Raw genomic sequence first — 16,043 nt, 5'->3', positions numbered from 1 at the left:
GGGTGTATGCCTGGTGGCTGGTGCTGTCAGGAGTAAAGGCCCGCAGCACAGACGGATGTTCTGTGGCGGGTGCTCATGGGTGGAATATCAATAAATAGCTGCCGGACGGTTCGTTGTCCCTGGTTTAGTACGGTCGGTGCCTTTGCGGGTGCTGTCCTGGAACGGCGGGGCGGGGGTTGTTTGGTTTGGTGTTTGGCACACTGTTGGGTCCTGAGGCAACAGGGCCGGGAGGGGTTGTTCTTTCCCGGGTTGTTTGTTTCTGGTTTCCTGGCTGCACCGATCGCATGCACTGAAAGTGTGTGTGGGATGTGTGGTACGGGGTTGTTGTTTGAGAACTACATAGTGGACGCGAGCATCTTGTATAAGAAGCAATTTCCAAGATATTAGAACCTGGATCTGGCCGGATGCCCTTGTGGGTGTGTGGTTGGTTTCTGTGGTTCTCTCGAGAAAATGTTTTTGATCTTTGTGGTCAAGTTTTTAAGAGCACACGGTGGATGCCTTGGCATTAGGAGCCGAAGAAGGACGTAGGAATCTGCGATAAGCCTGGGGGAGTCGATAACCGGACTGTGATCCCAGGGTGTCCGAATGGGGAAACCCCGCCAGGCGCGTGAGTGACCTGGTGACCCGCATCTGAACACATAGGGTGCGTGGAGGGAACGCGGGGAAGTGAAACATCTCAGTACCCGCAGGAAGAGAAAACAACAGTGATTCCGTTAGTAGTGGCGAGCGAACGCGGATCAGGCTAAACCGTTTCCATGTGTGATAGCCGGCGGGCGTTGCATGGGCGGGGTTGTGGGACTTGTTGTCCTGGTTCTGCCGGACCGGGGAGGTGAGGGTGCTGGTATAGGTGAACGGTCTTGAAAGGCCGGCCGTAGAGGGTGTTAGCCCCGTAACCGTAATGCTGTGCACCGCCTTTGATGAGTATCCCAAGTAGCACGGGGCCCGAGAAATCCCGTGTGAATCTGTCAGGACCACCTGATAAGCCTAAATACTCCCTAATGACCGATAGCGGACCAGTACCGTGAGGGAAAGGTGAAAAGTACCCCGGGAGGGGAGTGAAACAGTACCTGAAACCGTGTGCTTACAATCCGTCGGAGCAGCCTTGTAGTTGTGACGGCGTGCCTTTTGAAGAATGAGCCTGCGAGTTAGTGTTACGTCGCGAGGTTAACCCGTGTGGGGAAGCCGTAGCGAAAGCGAGTCTGAACAGGGCGTTGCAGTGGCGTGATCTAGACCCGAAGCGAAGTGATCTACCCATGGCCAGGTTGAAGCGACGGTAAGACGTCGTGGAGGACCGAACCCACTTCAGTTGAAAATGGAGGGGATGAGCTGTGGGTAGGGGTGAAAGGCCAATCAAACTTCGTGATAGCTGGTTCTCCCCGAAATGCATTTAGGTGCAGCGTTGCGTGTTTCTTTCCGGAGGTAGAGCTACTGGATGGCTAATGGGCCCTACAAGGTTACTGACGTCAGCCAAACTCCGAATGCCGGTAAGTGAGAGCGCAGCAGTGAGACTGTGGGGGATAAGCTTCATAGTCGAGAGGGAAACAGCCCAGACCACCAACTAAGGCCCCTAAGCGTGTGCTAAGTGGGAAAGGATGTGGAGTTGCTCAGACAACCAGGAGGTTGGCTTAGAAGCAGCCATCCTTAAAAGAGTGCGTAATAGCTCACTGGTCAAGTGATTCCGCGCCGACAATGTAGCGGGGCTCAAGTACACCGCCGAAGTTGTGGCATTCACACATGTTCTAAGCCTTTGTGGTTCAGGAGTGTGGATGGGTAGGGGAGCGTCGTGTGGGCGGTGAAGTCGCGGTGTAAACCAGCGGTGGAGCCTACACGAGTGAGAATGCAGGCATGAGTAGCGAAAGACGGGTGAGAAACCCGTCCGCCGGATGATCAAGGGTTCCAGGGTCAAGCTAATCTGCCCTGGGTAAGTCGGGACCTAAGGCGAGGCCGACAGGCGTAGTCGATGGACAACGGGTTGATATTCCCGTACCGGCGAAAAACCGCCCATGTTGAACAGGGGATACTAACCGCCCGAGACCTGCCTGACCGTCCTTTGGACGGAAGGGTTTTGGTGGAGCGCGGGACCTGATCCTGGGAGGCAAGCGTATTAACAGGTGTGACGCAGGAAGGTAGCCGAGCCGGGCGATGGTTGTCCCGGTCCAAGGATGTAGGGCGAACGGTAGGCAAATCCGCTGTTCATGTGCCTGAGATCTGACGGGACTCCCGTAAAGGGGGGATTCGGTGATCCTATGCTGCCTAGAAAAGCATCGGCGCGAGGTTTTAGCCGCCCGTACCCCAAACCGACACAGGTGATCAGGTAGAGAATACTAAGGCGATCGAGAGAATTATGGTTAAGGAACTCGGCAAAATGCCCCCGTAACTTCGGGAGAAGGGGGGCCCCAACCTTGAACGGCACACGCTGCCGGGAGGGGATCGGGGCCGCAGAGACCAGGGGGAAGCGACTGTTTACTAAAAACACAGGTCCGTGCGAAGTCGCAAGACGATGTATACGGACTGACTCCTGCCCGGTGCTGGAAGGTTAAGAGGACCGGTTAGCCCTTCAGGGCGAAGCTGAGAATTTAAGCCCCAGTAAACGGCGGTGGTAACTATAACCATCCTAAGGTAGCGAAATTCCTTGTCGGGTAAGTTCCGACCTGCACGAATGGAGTAACGACTTCCCCGCTGTCTCAACCATAAACTCGGCGAAATTGCAGTACGAGTAAAGATGCTCGTTACGCGCAGCAGGACGGAAAGACCCCGAGACCTTTACTATAGTTTGGTATTGGTGTTCGGAGTGGCTTGTGTAGGATAGGTGGGAGACGTTGAAGCCCGGACGCCAGTTCGGGTGGAGTCATCGTTGAAATACCACTCTGGTCACTTTGGACATCTAACTTCGGCCCGTAATCCGGGTCAGGGACAGTGCCTGATGGGTAGTTTAACTGGGGCGGTTGCCTCCTAAAAAGTAACGGAGGCGCCCAAAGGTTCCCTCAGCCTGGTTGGCAATCAGGTGTCGAGTGTAAGTGCACAAGGGAGCTTGACTGTGAGAGAGACATCTCGAGCAGGGACGAAAGTCGGGACTAGTGATCCGGCGGTACATTGTGGAATGGCCGTCGCTCAACGGATAAAAGGTACCTCGGGGATAACAGGCTGATCTTGCCCAAGAGTCCATATCGACGGCATGGTTTGGCACCTCGATGTCGGCTCGTCGCATCCTGGGGCTGGAGTAGGTCCCAAGGGTTGGGCTGTTCGCCCATTAAAGCGGTACGCGAGCTGGGTTTAGAACGTCGTGAGACAGTTCGGTCCCTATCCGCTGCGCGCGCAGGAAATTTGAGAAGGGCTGTCCTTAGTACGAGAGGACCGGGACGGACGAACCTCTGGTGTGTCAGTTGTACTGCCAAGTGCACCGCTGATTAGCTACGTTCGGATGGGATAACCGCTGAAAGCATCTAAGCGGGAAGCTCGCTTCAAGATGAGATTTCCATACACTTTTTGTGTGAGAGGCCCCCAGCCAGACCACTGGGTTGATAGGCCGGATGTGGAAGCGAGGACTAACGACTCGTGAAGCTGACCGGTACTAATAGGCCAACAACTTGACCCACAAGAAACACAACTGCTTGCGTCCACTATGTGGTTCCCAACCAACAAACCCCCCGGCGGGTTTGCCTGGCAGGAACCAAAGATAACTGAATACGTCACCACAAGTTGGTAACCACAGTCTTCCCACCCCCGCCGGCACACGCCAAAAAGGGGGTTCGGGTAACAGGGTTACGGCGGTCATAGCGTGGGGGAAACGCCCGGTCCCATTCCGAACCCGGAAGCTAAGACCCACAGCGCCGATGGTACTGCACCCGGGAGGGTGTGGGAGAGTAGGTCACCGCCGGACACTATTTACGGTTCAGGCCCCGACGATGAACGTCGGGGCCTGAACCATTTAACCGCCCAGCCCACGGCCCTCACCAGACGCTTCCTCACCTCCTGCCGCCATTTTCCAAACGCGTCCTCAGTCCCACGACCACACGTGAGGGCGCGTCTGGCTTGAGGCGACAGGAACTGACTGAGGGTTTGCTCTGAAACGGCAGGATCTGAGAGAGCGTCGCGTTTGAGACGCCAGGATCTGATGACGCGTTGGATTCGAAGCCGCAGGTAGTGATAGAGCGTTCCAGGATCAGTTGATCGATTGAAACGCTCCTTCAGATCCTGCAGGTTTTTCACCGACCCTCCCTCAGATTCTGCCGTCAATCCCCAAACGCTTCTACAGATCCTGCTGGAACAGATTCCCGGCGGGGGCCGTTGGCTCAGTGGAGCCCTTTTACAGACACGGGCTTGAACAGCGGTTGGTGACCCGCCCAACCGTCCGACCTGTAAAGGACTCTTTATGGCCCAGCGCACTATCGTCATCACCGGAGCCAGCGACGGCATCGGTGCCGCAGCCGCACGGAACCTGGCGAAGGCAGGGGAGCGGGTTGTCGTCGTCGGACGTTCGCCCGAGAAGACCGCGGCGGTAAGCGCCGAACTGGGCGCTGATTACTTTGTCTGCGACTTCGCTGAGCTTTCCCAGGTCCGCGAGCTGGCCGCGGCGCTGCGGAGCCGTTATCCGCGGATCGATGTTCTGGTGAACAATGCCGGCGGAATCATGCGCGGCCATGAGCTGACTGTGGACGGTCACGAGAAGACGTTCCAGATTAACCACCTGGCGCCGTTCTTGCTGACCACCGAGCTGCTGGACGTGCTCACTGCGAGCAATGCCATCGTCATCAATACCTCGAGCATGGCAAACGGCTTTGGCCGGCTGGACCTGGCAGATCTCAATTCAGAGCGGAGTTACTCGACTAACCGGGCCTACGGCACAGCGAAGCTGGCGAATATCCTGTTTACCGCTGAACTGCACAACCGTTATGGGAAGGACGGCATCGCGGCGGCGGCTTTCCATCCCGGCGTCGTGGCTACGAACTTTGCGGCGGAGTCTACGAGCTGGTTCCGCCACGCCTACAAGACGGTGTTGAACCGGTTCCTGTTGTCGGCCGAGCAAGGCGCAGACACGCTCGTGTGGCTCGCCACTTCCACGCCCGGAAGGGACTGGGTTCCCGGCGCTTTTTACGTCAAGCGTGCCCTGGCGAAGGCCAACAAGCAGGCGTACGACGGCGAGCTGGCGAGGAATTTCTGGGACCGTAGCCTGGAGCTCGTCAGTGCCGGCGACCCGGTGGACAGGCCGGAGCTCGACAACGCCTAGGAAGGGTTTGCTGGAAGGCGGCGGGAGGTGAGGGAGGGTTGGCCAGCAGGCGGCGGGAGGTGAGGAAGGGTTGCGGTCAGCGGCGCAGGCGCAGGCCTTCAAGCGCCTCGAGCGCTTCGGCTGAGCGGCTGATGGCCTGCTCGAGCCCGGCCTCGGATTCGGGAACCGAGAACAGGAAGCCCTGCAGCGCGTCGCACTCCAGGTCGGTCAGGTAGGCGGCCTGCTCGGCGGTCTCGATGCCCTCCGCGGTAACGCTCAGCCCCAGGCTGTGGGCCATGTTGATCATGGAACTGAGGATCGGCAGCTTCTCGGCCCCGGTCCTGACCATGGAGACAAAGGACTGGTCTATCTTCACCGCATCCACCGGCAGCTCCTGGAGCCGGCCCAGCGACGAGTAGCCGGTACCGAAATCGTCGAGCGCTACCCGGACTCCGGCGCTGCGAAGACTCGCGAGCTGGCTGATCACGTGCTCGTCGGCGTCGAAAAACACGCTCTCTGTCACCTCCAGCACCAGCTGCCGGAGGTTCAAGCCATGCGTCTCCGCCATGCCCAGCACGGTGCCGGCGAAATCACAGTCCCGCAGCTGCACGCCCGACACGTTGACGGCAAGCGAGCGTTCGGTGCCGCCGGAAAGCCAGGGGCCCAGCTGGATGAAACTTTCCCGCATCATCTGCAGGCCGACGGCGGAGATCAGGCCGCTGCGCTCCGCCGTCGGAATGAATTGCGACGGCGGGACCTTCCTGCCGCCGCGTTCCCACCGGGCGAGGGCCTCGAACTGGACCACCTGCCCCAGCCGCGGCGATACGACCGGCTGATAGCTCACGTTGATCTCTCCGTTGTCGACGGCGAGCCGGAGTCCGGCCTCCATGTCCGTCCGCTGCACCAGGGCGGTCATCATCTCCGGCCTGAATCGCATGTACCGGTTCTTGCCGGCGGCCTTGGCCGCATACATCGCCACGTCTGCGCCGCATCAGCTCCGACGCAGCCACCGCGTTCTCGCTGAGCGAAGCGATCCCCAGGCTGAGGCTCGGCCGGAGCATGGACCCTTCAATCCGCACGGGAACGTTGAGCGACTGTACGATGCGCTCTGCGACCGCCTCGGCATCCGGAGCTCCAGTCAGGAGCACGACGAACTCGTCACCGCCCAGCCGCGCCACCGTGTCGTCCGGCCGGACGCAGGCCCTCAGCCGACGGGCCACCTCCACCAGCATCTGGTCCCCGGCGGCGTGGCCAAGGATGTCGTTGACCTCCTTGAAGTCGTCAAGGTCCAGGAGAAGGATGTCGACGGCGGCACTTGTGCCGCCGTGTAGCGCTTCGGACGGCTGGTCATGGAACAGCTTGCGGTTCGCCAGTCCGGTCAGCGGATCCTGGAACGCCATCGCCTTCAGCTGCGCCGCCTGTTCGGCGAGGTCCGCCATAGCCTGCCGGGCCTGTTCCTGGGCGCGGCGCCGCGGCGTCACGTCGCGGAAGCTCCAGACCCTGCCGACCACGATGTTGCCCACCCGCTGGGGTCGTGAGTAGCGTTCAAAGGTGCGGCCATCGAGGAACTCCAGGGTGTCATGGCTTTCGGCGGTGGGGTGGGCGTAGAGCTCGTTGACCTTGTCCAGGAAGATCTCCGGATGCGAGAGGAGGCCGAGCACGTGGTCGATCACGGCGGCGTCGTCTCCGGCGGCCATGAGATCCCGGGGGATGCCCCACATCTTGGTGAACTGCTCGTTGATGCCGGCGATCTTGCCGTCGATGCCCACCACAAGGATGCCGTCGGCCGTGGACTCAAGGGTGGCGCTGAGCAGCGACATCGCTTCCCGCAGTTCGGCGTCGGCTTCCTGCCGGTGGAACGTGGGCCGGACCGACGCGACCAATGATGGGCCGCCGTCGGAATCAAGGAGCGAGCAGGCTACCTCGCCGTGGAACTCCGTTCCGTCGCTGCGCAGCCCGTAGGATTCGAAGGGGGTCTGCGCAGCCGGGCTGTCTCCGGTTTCGCTGCGCAGGGCGGCGAAGAGGCGGTCGAAGCCGCTGCGGTAGCCTTCGGCGAGCAGCATGCGGTGGTCCTGGCCCACGAGCTGCAGCCTGCCGTAGCCGAAGAGTCGTTCGGCGGCGGCATTAACCCGCGTGATTACCCCGTCGCCGCCAACGACCAGGACCGCGTCCGGCAGGGAGTCAAACAGGTGGGCGTAGCTGCCGGCCGGATCCTGTTCCGGGCGTGGGAAAGCCACCGTCATGCGACCGGTGCGTGAGACCGCGCGAAACCCATTGTGCGTCCACCCCCTCACCTCGATGATAGGGGTGGTTAGTCCTCACCGGCACCCTAACCTCGCAAGCCCGGCCAAGGAAGGCCAGCTCAGGCAGCGGTGGGCCGAGGCTCAACCGGCGGGGACACGCTCCACTGCCGGGGCCGGCTGCGTGCCGAGGCCGCGGACGGTCCAGCCTTCCGCCTGCCACGCGGCAGCGTCCAGTACGTTCCGGGCGTCCAGTACCGTCCGGCGTCGTACCACCTGCCCGGCGGCGGCTGGCGACAGGTCCCGGTACTCGGCCCACTCGGTCAGCAGCAGCACCAGCTCGGCACCCTCAAGGGCCCGCATGGCAGAAGCCTCAAACCGCAGCTGCGGGTAGCGCATCCAGGAGTTGTTGATGGCCTTCGGGTCCGTCACGGTGACGTGCGCCCCGGCGGAGGCGAGCCGGAGCGCGACGTCGAGGGCGGGGGAGTCCCGGATGTCGTCGGTGTCCGGCTTGAAGGCGGCACCCAGCACGGTCACGGTCCGGCCGGCGATCATGCCGCCGCAGAGTTCACTGGCGATCTCCGCGGTCCGGGCACGCTGGCCGAGGTTGATGGAGTCCACCACGCCCATCCACTCGTCCACGGACCGGACCTCCAGCGCCTGCGCCTGGGCACGGAAACTGCGGATGTCCTTCGGCAGGCACCCGCCCCCAAATCCCAGCCCGGCGTGCAGGTACCGGTTGCCGATGCGCGGATCCATGCCCATCGCTTCGCTTAGCTCGGTGACGTCGGCGCCGGCGGCGTCGCACAGCTCCGACATCGCATTGATGAAGCTGACCTTCGTCGCGAGGTAGGCATTCGACGCCGATTTGATCAGTTCCGCCGTCGCGAAATTGCATACGATCCGCGGGATGCCGGCGCGCAGCAGCGGCTCGTAGACCGCGTCCAGCACGGCGGTCACACCGCGCGCAGCCCCCTTCCTGCCGTCGCTGCGGCTCACGAACGCGCCCTCCTTGCCGCCGGGCACCCCGTACACCAGGCGGTCCGGCACCAGCGTGTCCTTCACCGCCGTGCCCTGCCGCAGGAACTCCGGGTTCCAGCCCAGCAGCACGTCCTGCCGCCCGCTGAGCATTCGTCCCAGCTTGCCAACGGTGCCCACCGGCACTGTTGATTTACCGACGACGGCGGCACCCCGGCCCAGGTGCGGAAGGAGACTTCTAGTGGCGGAGAGCAGGAAGCTGAGGTCGGCGCCGTCGGACGTTTTGGACTGTGGCGTGCCGACGCAGAGGAAGTGCACCTGCGCCGCGGCGGCATCGGCGAAGTCCGTGGAGAAGCTGAGCCGGCCGGTGCTGCGGCCGTCGCGCAGGAGCTCGTCCAGGCCCGGTTCGAAGAACGGCGCCCGGCCGCTGGCCAGCTGCTCCACGCGTGCAGGGTCGACGTCGATCCCCACCACTGTGTGGCCCATCGATGCGAGGGTGGCCGCGTGCACGGCGCCGAGGTAACCGCAGCCGATCACGGAAATCTTCACAGGGTGGCTCCTAAGGTGTCGGTGGGAAGTGGGGCGGTGGGAAGTGGGGCACCGGCAATGGCGTCCCTGTAGTGGCGCACCAGCTCAGCACACAGGGCGGGCCACGTCCGGCCCTGGACCGAGGCGTGAGCGGCCGCTGCGAACGCGCGGCGCTTGGCGTCGTCGCCCATCAGGTCCATTACATGCCGGCGCAGTCCGGCCAGGTCACCGGGCTCGTAGAGCCAGCCGGTGCGGGAATTCTCCACGAGGTCCAGCGGTCCTCCGCGGCCGGTGGCCACCACCGGAACACCGGATGCCATGGCCTCCTGGATGGTCTGGCAGAAGGTCTCGAACTCGCCCGGGTGGACAAAGAGATCGAACGAGGCCACGGCCCGGGCCAGCTCCTCGCCGCCGAGGAAACCGGTGAACGCCGCGCTGGGAAGTGCTTCCTCCAGCGCGGCGCGCTGCGGGCCGTCGCCCACAATGACCAGGCGGGTGCCGGGAACATCTGCCAGCACGGCAAGGTCCTCCACCTGCTTCTCCACAGCCAGCCGGCCGACGTAGCCGATGATGCGCTCACCGCCCGGGGCCACGGATGCCCGCCACCCATCGTCGCGCTTTCCCGGTGCAAAACGCGCGGTATCCACACCGCGCCGCCACATGCCCACCCGCAGAATCCCGCGGCCGCGCAACTGGTTCAGCGCGAAAGTGGAGGGCACCAGCGTCCGGGACGCCAGGAGATGAATGTTTTCCACCCGGTTCCAGGCCCAGTTCTCCAGGAACGGCACCCCGTACCGGGCAGCGTAGCTGGGGACCTCGGTCTGGTAGATGGCCACGGTGGGGATCCCCAGCTGATGCGCGGCCTGCGCCGCCCGCCAGCCGAGCACGAACGGCGACGCCAGGTGGACCACGTCAGGTGCGTAGTCGGCAAGGATTCTCTTGACCCGGTACACACCTCCCAGCGCCACGCGCACGTTCGGATAACCCGCCAGCGGAACGGAGGGCAACCGGTGCACAAACGCGCCGTTCACAACGTCCAGAACATCAGCGTCCGACGTCGACGGCGCAATCACCAGCACCTCATCGCCCCGCACCTGCAGGTGTTCAAGCACCCGCAGGATGGAGTGCGTGACTCCGTTCATCAGCGGCAGGAATGATTCGGCAACGATAGCGATCCTCACCCCTCAACGATGTTCCCGCCGTCTAACTTTGCGGGGGAGCGGGCGTAACCGGGAACGGAAGGTTGGGTTAACGGGCGGGGCTAGCGTTCCTCGTGGCGGAGAACGTCCGGCAGCTCATCCACGAAGACGGTCTGCGGCGGTTCGAAGTAGATGACCAGCACCTCGTCGCCGACCGGGAAGACGCTGACCTTGTCGAACGGGTACGCGTGAAAGGCGCTGGTGCCGCCGCGGTAGGCGAGCATGACCTCGCCCACGGTTCCGGGGCCGATCCGCCCGCTCACCCGGCCGATCTTCCCGGTCAGGCTCCGGTCGACGTTCCTGTGCACCATATCCCTTGGCTTCCCCTCAGCTTCCCCGGAGTTCCCCTGTGCCGTTCCTTTTTGGGCCGTTCGTGCCGTGCCCAGTCCCTAAGAGCCCGGCGGCTTCGGCGGCTGCTTGGCGTGGTTATGCCCGTTCTTCAGGGCAGTCGACAGCCGCGGCAGGAAGGTGCCCGCCTGGGTGATGATCCCGCCCACCATGCTGTTGAGGCCATCGGCGCCATTGAGTACCGTGAGCTGGTCCACGTGGCCGAACGGCTCGGCCGCTGCCGCCACGATGGACGGCATGTTCTCCGCCAGTTGCTGGGCAATGACGGCATCCTGGTTGCTCTCCAGTGCCTCGCCGCGGGCCTTGATGCCGTCTGCCTCGGCCAGGGCCTTCGCCTTGATGGCCGACGCCGCGGCGTCCCCGCGTGCCTTCGTGGCCGCTGCCTCGGCTTCGCCCGTTACCCGGGTGCCTCCGGCAATGGCGGCGGCCGCGCTCGCATTGGCCTGCGCCTCCACTTCCACGCGGCGGGCATTGGCCTGGGCTTCCAGTTCCGTCCGCTTCGCCCGCGCTTCGGCTGCGCTGATGTCCGCCGCCTTCTGCGCCTCTGCCTCGGTGCGCTGTGCGTAGGCCTTCGCGTCGGCGGGCTTGCGGATGGTGGTCTGCAGCTTCTGTTCCTCGCGGTCTGCCTCGAGCTTGGCCACCTCGGTTTCCTGGACCACCACCTGCTGGCGTGCGGTGGCCTCTGCCAGCGGGCCGGCCTGTGCGGCATTGGCCCTCGCCCGCTCCGCATTGGCCTGCGCGGCCGACTGTCTGATCGCCGAAGCACTCTGCGCATCAGCGATCTGGGCGGCGGCTTCGGCTTCCCGCTCCGAGGCCTCCCGGTTCCGGGTGGCCTCGGCAATGCGGGCTTCCATCTTGACCTGGGCGATGTGCGGCTTGGCGATGTTCTGGATATAGCCGGTGGGGTCCTGGAGGTCCTTAATCTGCAGGGAATCCACCACCAGGCCGAGCTTTTCCATTTCCACGCCACTGGCCCCGCGGACCTGGGACGCCAACTTATCGCGCTCTCGGATAATTTCCTCAACCGTCATGCTGCCGATAATCGAACGCAGGTGGCCTTCGAAGACGTTGTACACCTGGCTTTCCATTTTCGGCTGCTGGCCGAGAAACCTGCGTGCGGCATTGGCGATAAATGCGGGCGCATCCCCGATTTTGTAGATGACGACGCCTTCCACCACCACCTGGATGCCTTGGCTGGTAACGCAGGAGACCTTCAGTTCCGTCTCGTTCAGTGTGAGGGACAGCGTCCGGACGGTCTGCAGGCCCGGAACCACCAGCGCGCCCTTGCCCGTGACGATCTTGAAGTCCATCCCGTCGGCGCTTGCCAGCGTGGCACGGGTTAGTCCGGAAATAATGAGGGCCTCATTTGGTTCGGCGACCTTCCACATGAGTTTGACGGCCAGCCAGATAATCAGGACGCCCAGAAGCACCGCAACAACAATGACAATCAGCGGGAGGATGGCTGCCAGGTTCTCCATGGCGTTGTCCTTTCAGTGCGATTGAACCGGTGCAATTAAGCACGGAAAATACGGTGCCCGCGTCCCTCAATTTCCCGGATTGCCGGCTGTAATAGACAGTGTGGTGGCGCGCCCGTGCAGAGTCCAGCAATTCCGGCGCTCTGGCCGGACTGACCCACCGGCTGTAGGGTCGGTGCTGACGGCCACCCCGGGCCATGACTTTAGAGCCCGCCCCAACCTAAGGAGTGCGCGTGGCGCTGACCAAAGGCACCGAAGTGGAATGGAACACGCCGCAGGGAAAGACCCACGGCAAGATCGTTGAAAAGAAGACCAGCGACTTCGAACTGGACGGCCACACCCACCGCGCCAGTGATGATGAACCCCAGTACGTGGTGGAGTCCACCAAGACAGGGGCGAGGGCGGCACACAAAGCCGGCACCCTGACGGAAAAGAAAGGGTAGCCGTGGCAGCCGAATCTGGACTTTCACGGTCCAGCACACCGCCCGTCCCTCCGACGCAGGGGAAGCAGCCCGTCGCCGGGCGCGCTTCCGGACCCGAAAGCAATGGACGCAGGCATCACGACGTCGTGGTGATCGGCGGCGGGAACGCCGGGATCTCGCTGGCCGCCCGGCTCCGGCGTTACGGGGTCCGTGACATTGCCGTGGTGGAACCCAGTGGCAGGCACCTTTTCCAGCCGCTGTTCTCGCATATCGGCGGAGGAACCGCCGAGGCCGCCGAAGCCGTACGCCCTCAGGAGTCGGTCATTCCCAGGGGCGTGGCCTGGATCCCGGACAGCGCAGTGGACGTCAGGCCGGAAACGAACACGGTGCTGCTGGCGTCCGGGAACCGGCTCAGCTACGGCCATGTGGTGGTGTGCCCGGGCCTGCAGCTTGACTGGGATAAGGTGCCGGGCCTGGCCGAGGCCATGGAGTCACCCCATGCCTCCTCCAACTATGTGTATGAGCTGGCTCCCAAGACCTGGGCCCTGCTCAGCGGGTTGAAGAGCGGCACGGCCGTGTTCACCATGCCCTCCGGGCCGGTCAAGTGCGGCGGCGCCGCACAGAAGCCCATGTACCTCGCCTGTGACTACTGGCGCCAGCAGGGAGTGCTCTCCAGCATCCGTGTGGTGATGGTGGTGCCGACCCCGACGGTCTATGGTGTGCCCGGCGTGGACGAGGAGCTGAACCGTAAAATCAGCGAGTACGGCATCGAGTTGCGCTGCAACAGCGAGGTGACCGCAGTTGATGCGGCTGCACGAAGCGTACAGATCCACGATTCGGCCACGGGCCGGAGTGAGAGCCTCAGCTATGTCGTTCTGCACGCCGTGCCGCCACAGTCCGCGCCCGACTGGCTCAAGGCCACCGCACTGCCGGCAGACGGCGACAGCGGCGGATTCGTGGAGGTGGATCCGGAGACGCTCCGCCACACCAGATACCTGAATGTCTGGTCCCTGGGCGACGCCGCCGGCACCAAAAACTCCAAGGCCGGCGCCGCGCTGCGGAAACAGACCACTGTCCTGGCGAAGAACCTGAAAGCCGTCCTCCGCGGCGGGGAGCCTACCACCAAATACAACGGATACTCCGCCTGCCCCTTCACGGTGTCCCGGTCCACAGTTGTCTTCGCAGAATTCGACGACGAGTACCGGCCCATGCCGTCAATCCCGAAGGTGGATGTTGCCAAGGAACGGCATTCCACGTGGATTCTCGAGCGGGACCTTTTCCCCGGCATCTACTGGAACCTGATCCTGAAGGGCCGGGCCTAAGTTCCTCCTTCTTCCCGACCACCAAGAAACGGCCGGCCCGCATGAAAGCGGGCCGGCCGTCGTCGTGCTCTGAAGACTACGTGTTTTTGACGTGGTCTTTGGCGTCGGTGGCGGTTGCTTTGACGTCGGAGGCGGCGGTTTGGCCTTCTTCCTTGACGTGCTGGGCGGCGTCGGTGGCGGTGGCCTTGACGTTTTCGACGGCTTCCTGGGCGGGTTCCTTCCAGCCCTGGGCCATGTCCTTGGCGGTTTCGGTCAGTTGGGTGGTGACCGGTTCGGCCGCGGTCTTGAGCTTGTCGGCGGCTTCGCGTTCCTTCTCGCTGGGCGGGATCAGGGAGGAGACGAGCAGTCCGGCGCCGAAGGCGATGAGCCCGGCGGCCAGGGGGTTGCCCTGGGTTTTCGCGGCGACCTGGCGGGGTGCGTCGGCGATCGCTTCGCCGGCGCCGTGGAGGGCGTTGCCTGCGGCGTCGGTGGCCTGGTGGACTCCGCCGCCGGTGGTGTGGGCGGCGGAGTGGAGGTGGCCGGAGGCGTTGTGGGTGGCGTGTTCTGCGGTGCCCATGACTTTCTCCTTTACTCCGAAGACGGCGTCGCGGACCTTGCTGGTTGGCGGTGGACGATGTTGGAGGGGGTGACCTTGTCGGCGACCGCGTCCACGTTGGTGCCGAGGCGGGCGCGGGTGGCTTCGATGTCGGCGCGGATGGCGTCCGGGTTCTCACTCATCGGTGGTCTCCGTTCGGTTTGAGGGTGGGCGGGATTTCCTTGGCGGTTTCGACGGTCTGGGGCATGCCCTTGATGGCTTTGAGTTCCTTGCGTCCGACGAGGCCAGGATCGCGGCGATGATGCCCCAGATCACGGCGACGACGACGGCGGACCAGCCCAGTCCCATTAGCTCGCCGAGGGCGTACCAGAGGGCGATGGAGAGGAACAGGAGCACGAAGTGCCCGGCGACGCCGGCGCCGGCGAGCATGCCGCCGCCCTTGCCGGCGCGGGTGCCGGACTGTTTGAGTTCGGCTTTGGCGAGTTCGATTTCCTGCCGGATCAGGGTGGACAGGTCCCGGGTGACCTCACCGAGGAGGTCGCCCAGGGACGTGGTGTCGGCCTTCGCGTGCGCGGCCGTTGGTGGGGTATCGGGTATCTGGCTGCTCACAGGGGACGACCTCCACCCTCGGTGTACGGGTCATCCACATCCCGCAGCGGAACGCCGGAAGCAGAGTTGCCCGGCAGTGACTGCGTTGAGGCCGGACCTGTGGTGCCGCGACGCGTGGGCTCTCCGTACCCAGGCTCGCCGATCCCTGGCTCTCCGTACCCCGGCTGCCCGACTGCCGGTTCACCGTAGGCCGGCTCACCGTAGGCCGGCTGCCCGGTGGCGGGTTCGCCGTAAGCCGGCTGGGTGTAGGCGGGTTCGCCCAGTTCCGCGCGGTCATAGAGCGGCGCGCCCGCGCCGGCGTCCAGGGTACTTTCCGTTGCCGGCGGCTGAACAGGGTAGGGCGGAACGGTTCCGGCGGCTCCAGCCCGGGTTGTGGTTTCGGGGGCGCCGGCCTGCAGGCTGCGGCCCAGGCGTCCGGCGAGCAGGCCCGCGCCTGCTGCGAGGAGCAGGAAGGTGCCGGGGCGCTGGCGGGCGAAGGACTTGACCTCATCCAGGAGCGAGCCCGGGTCCCGGTTGTCCAGCCAGGAGGCGACGGATTCGGAGCGGTCGGCGGCCTGCCGGATCAGGTCCGAGGCCACGCCCTGCTGGTCCGGTGCGTCGGCCATGGTGCGCAGCTGCGAGGAGATGGTACGGATGCCTTCGGCGGCCTTCGTCTGCTGGGTGCCGGCCTGGCTGGTCAGGTCCGACTTCGCCTGGTGCAGCAGGTCACGGGCGCTGTTCTTGGCCTCGTAGGCGACGTTCTTCGCCTCGGACTTGGCCGTCTCGGCGACATTCTTGGCTGCGCCCTTGGCCTCGCCTGCGACGTTCGCGGCCTCGTGCTTGGCCACATCCTTCTTGGAAGCATCGTCCTGGTAGGCCGTGGCGGAGCCGCCCGTGCCGTAGCCGGCACTGTCCGCGCCCGTTGTGCCGTAGCCGGTGGTGCCCGCGTTGTAAGCCGAGTTCTGCGTGGCCGGGGGAGTCGTAAGGCTTTCATCCTGCGGCCATTGATTCTCTGTCATCTTCGCTCTCTCTTTCCGAAAGGGTCAGCGGCTGTTCAGAACCAGCAGTGCTGGCATGCAATGGTAAGCATGTTTACTAATAAATAGTAAGTACCCTTGTCATTCTTTTCGTACTGTTGCCCGTATTCGTCAGGTTTCCGGCCGGAAAAATCGCCCGAATGCGCAGTGCGGTCCCCGGTCCGC

At 63.7% G+C, this 16,043-nt stretch carries 9 protein-coding genes, 2 rRNA genes and 3 pseudogenes; 5 read left to right on the top strand and 9 right to left on the bottom strand.

Annotation, left to right across the window (positions count from 1 at the left end; translation table 11 throughout):
* Positions 1–467 precede the first annotated feature (467 nt).
* The 3 genes from BWQ92_RS04445 to BWQ92_RS04435 all read left to right on the top strand — a co-directional run bounded on the left by BWQ92_RS04445 (position 468) and on the right by BWQ92_RS04435 (position 5,227).
* Positions 468–3,595 (top strand): 23S ribosomal RNA (locus BWQ92_RS04445).
* Positions 3,596–3,763: 168 nt separating this feature from the next.
* A 5S ribosomal RNA gene (gene rrf, locus BWQ92_RS04440) occupies positions 3,764–3,880 on the top strand.
* A 492-nt stretch (positions 3,881–4,372) separates the two neighbouring features.
* Positions 4,373–5,227, top strand: a complete 855-nt coding sequence (locus BWQ92_RS04435; RefSeq protein WP_076798468.1) for an SDR family NAD(P)-dependent oxidoreductase — start codon at positions 4,373–4,375, stop codon at positions 5,225–5,227.
* 76 nt (positions 5,228–5,303) lie between these two features.
* Here the strand turns inward: BWQ92_RS04435 and BWQ92_RS24555 are convergent, their stop codons facing one another.
* From BWQ92_RS24555 to BWQ92_RS04410, 6 genes and pseudogenes are all read right to left on the bottom strand, one after another.
* Positions 5,304–6,095 carry an EAL domain-containing protein gene (locus tag BWQ92_RS24555; RefSeq protein ID WP_335633098.1) on the bottom strand — a complete coding sequence of 264 codons (792 nt, stop codon included), beginning with the start codon at positions 6,093–6,095 and terminating at the stop codon, positions 5,304–5,306.
* 154 nt (positions 6,096–6,249) lie between these two features.
* Positions 6,250–7,449, bottom strand: a pseudogene (locus tag BWQ92_RS24550) (diguanylate cyclase domain-containing protein); the annotation flags it as partial.
* A 141-nt stretch (positions 7,450–7,590) separates the two neighbouring features.
* Entirely contained in the window at positions 7,591–8,973 is a 1,383-nt protein-coding gene (locus BWQ92_RS04425) for a UDP-glucose dehydrogenase family protein (RefSeq protein ID WP_076798467.1), read from the bottom strand.
* Positions 8,970–10,133 carry a glycosyltransferase family 4 protein gene (locus tag BWQ92_RS04420; RefSeq protein WP_076798466.1) on the bottom strand — a complete coding sequence of 388 codons (1,164 nt, stop codon included), beginning with the start codon at positions 10,131–10,133 and terminating at the stop codon, positions 8,970–8,972. Before BWQ92_RS04420 ends, BWQ92_RS04425 begins: the two co-directional genes overlap by 4 nt.
* Before the next feature lie 80 nt (positions 10,134–10,213).
* Positions 10,214–10,459, bottom strand: a complete 246-nt coding sequence (locus BWQ92_RS04415; RefSeq protein ID WP_157365267.1) for a hypothetical protein — start codon at positions 10,457–10,459, stop codon at positions 10,214–10,216.
* An 81-nt stretch (positions 10,460–10,540) separates the two neighbouring features.
* On the bottom strand, positions 10,541–11,977 hold the full coding sequence (locus BWQ92_RS04410) for a flotillin family protein (RefSeq protein ID WP_076798465.1): 1,437 nt from the start codon (positions 11,975–11,977) through the stop codon (positions 10,541–10,543).
* Between the two features lie 230 nt (positions 11,978–12,207).
* On the opposite strand from BWQ92_RS04410, the gene BWQ92_RS04405 reads away from it, so the two are divergent.
* Both BWQ92_RS04405 and BWQ92_RS04400 read left to right on the top strand, forming a co-directional pair.
* Positions 12,208–12,417: a DUF2945 domain-containing protein gene (locus BWQ92_RS04405; RefSeq protein ID WP_076798464.1), complete on the top strand. Its 210-nt coding sequence runs from the start codon at positions 12,208–12,210 to the stop codon at positions 12,415–12,417.
* Between the two features lie 125 nt (positions 12,418–12,542).
* Positions 12,543–13,718: an NAD(P)/FAD-dependent oxidoreductase gene (locus BWQ92_RS04400; protein ID WP_076798463.1), complete on the top strand. Its 1,176-nt coding sequence runs from the start codon at positions 12,543–12,545 to the stop codon at positions 13,716–13,718.
* Positions 13,719–13,794: 76 nt separating this feature from the next.
* Here the strand turns inward: BWQ92_RS04400 and BWQ92_RS04395 are convergent.
* From BWQ92_RS04395 to BWQ92_RS23940, 3 genes and pseudogenes are all read right to left on the bottom strand, one after another.
* A pseudogene (locus BWQ92_RS04395) lies at positions 13,795–14,435 on the bottom strand (DUF3618 domain-containing protein).
* Positions 14,432–14,862, bottom strand: a pseudogene (locus BWQ92_RS04390) (phage holin family protein). Before BWQ92_RS04390 ends, BWQ92_RS04395 begins: the two co-directional pseudogenes overlap by 4 nt.
* Positions 14,859–15,860 carry a hypothetical protein gene (locus tag BWQ92_RS23940; RefSeq protein ID WP_076798462.1) on the bottom strand — a complete coding sequence of 334 codons (1,002 nt, stop codon included), beginning with the start codon at positions 15,858–15,860 and terminating at the stop codon, positions 14,859–14,861. Before BWQ92_RS23940 ends, BWQ92_RS04390 begins: the two are co-directional and overlap by 4 nt.
* Between the last annotated feature and the right edge of the window lie 183 nt (positions 15,861–16,043).

Origin of the sequence: Arthrobacter sp. QXT-31, assembly GCF_001969265.1 — a bacterium.
Lineage (GTDB): Bacteria > Actinomycetota > Actinomycetes > Actinomycetales > Micrococcaceae > Arthrobacter.
The sequence above is the reverse complement of the archived record's forward strand: the minus strand, read 5'-3'. Positions and strand labels throughout refer to the sequence as shown.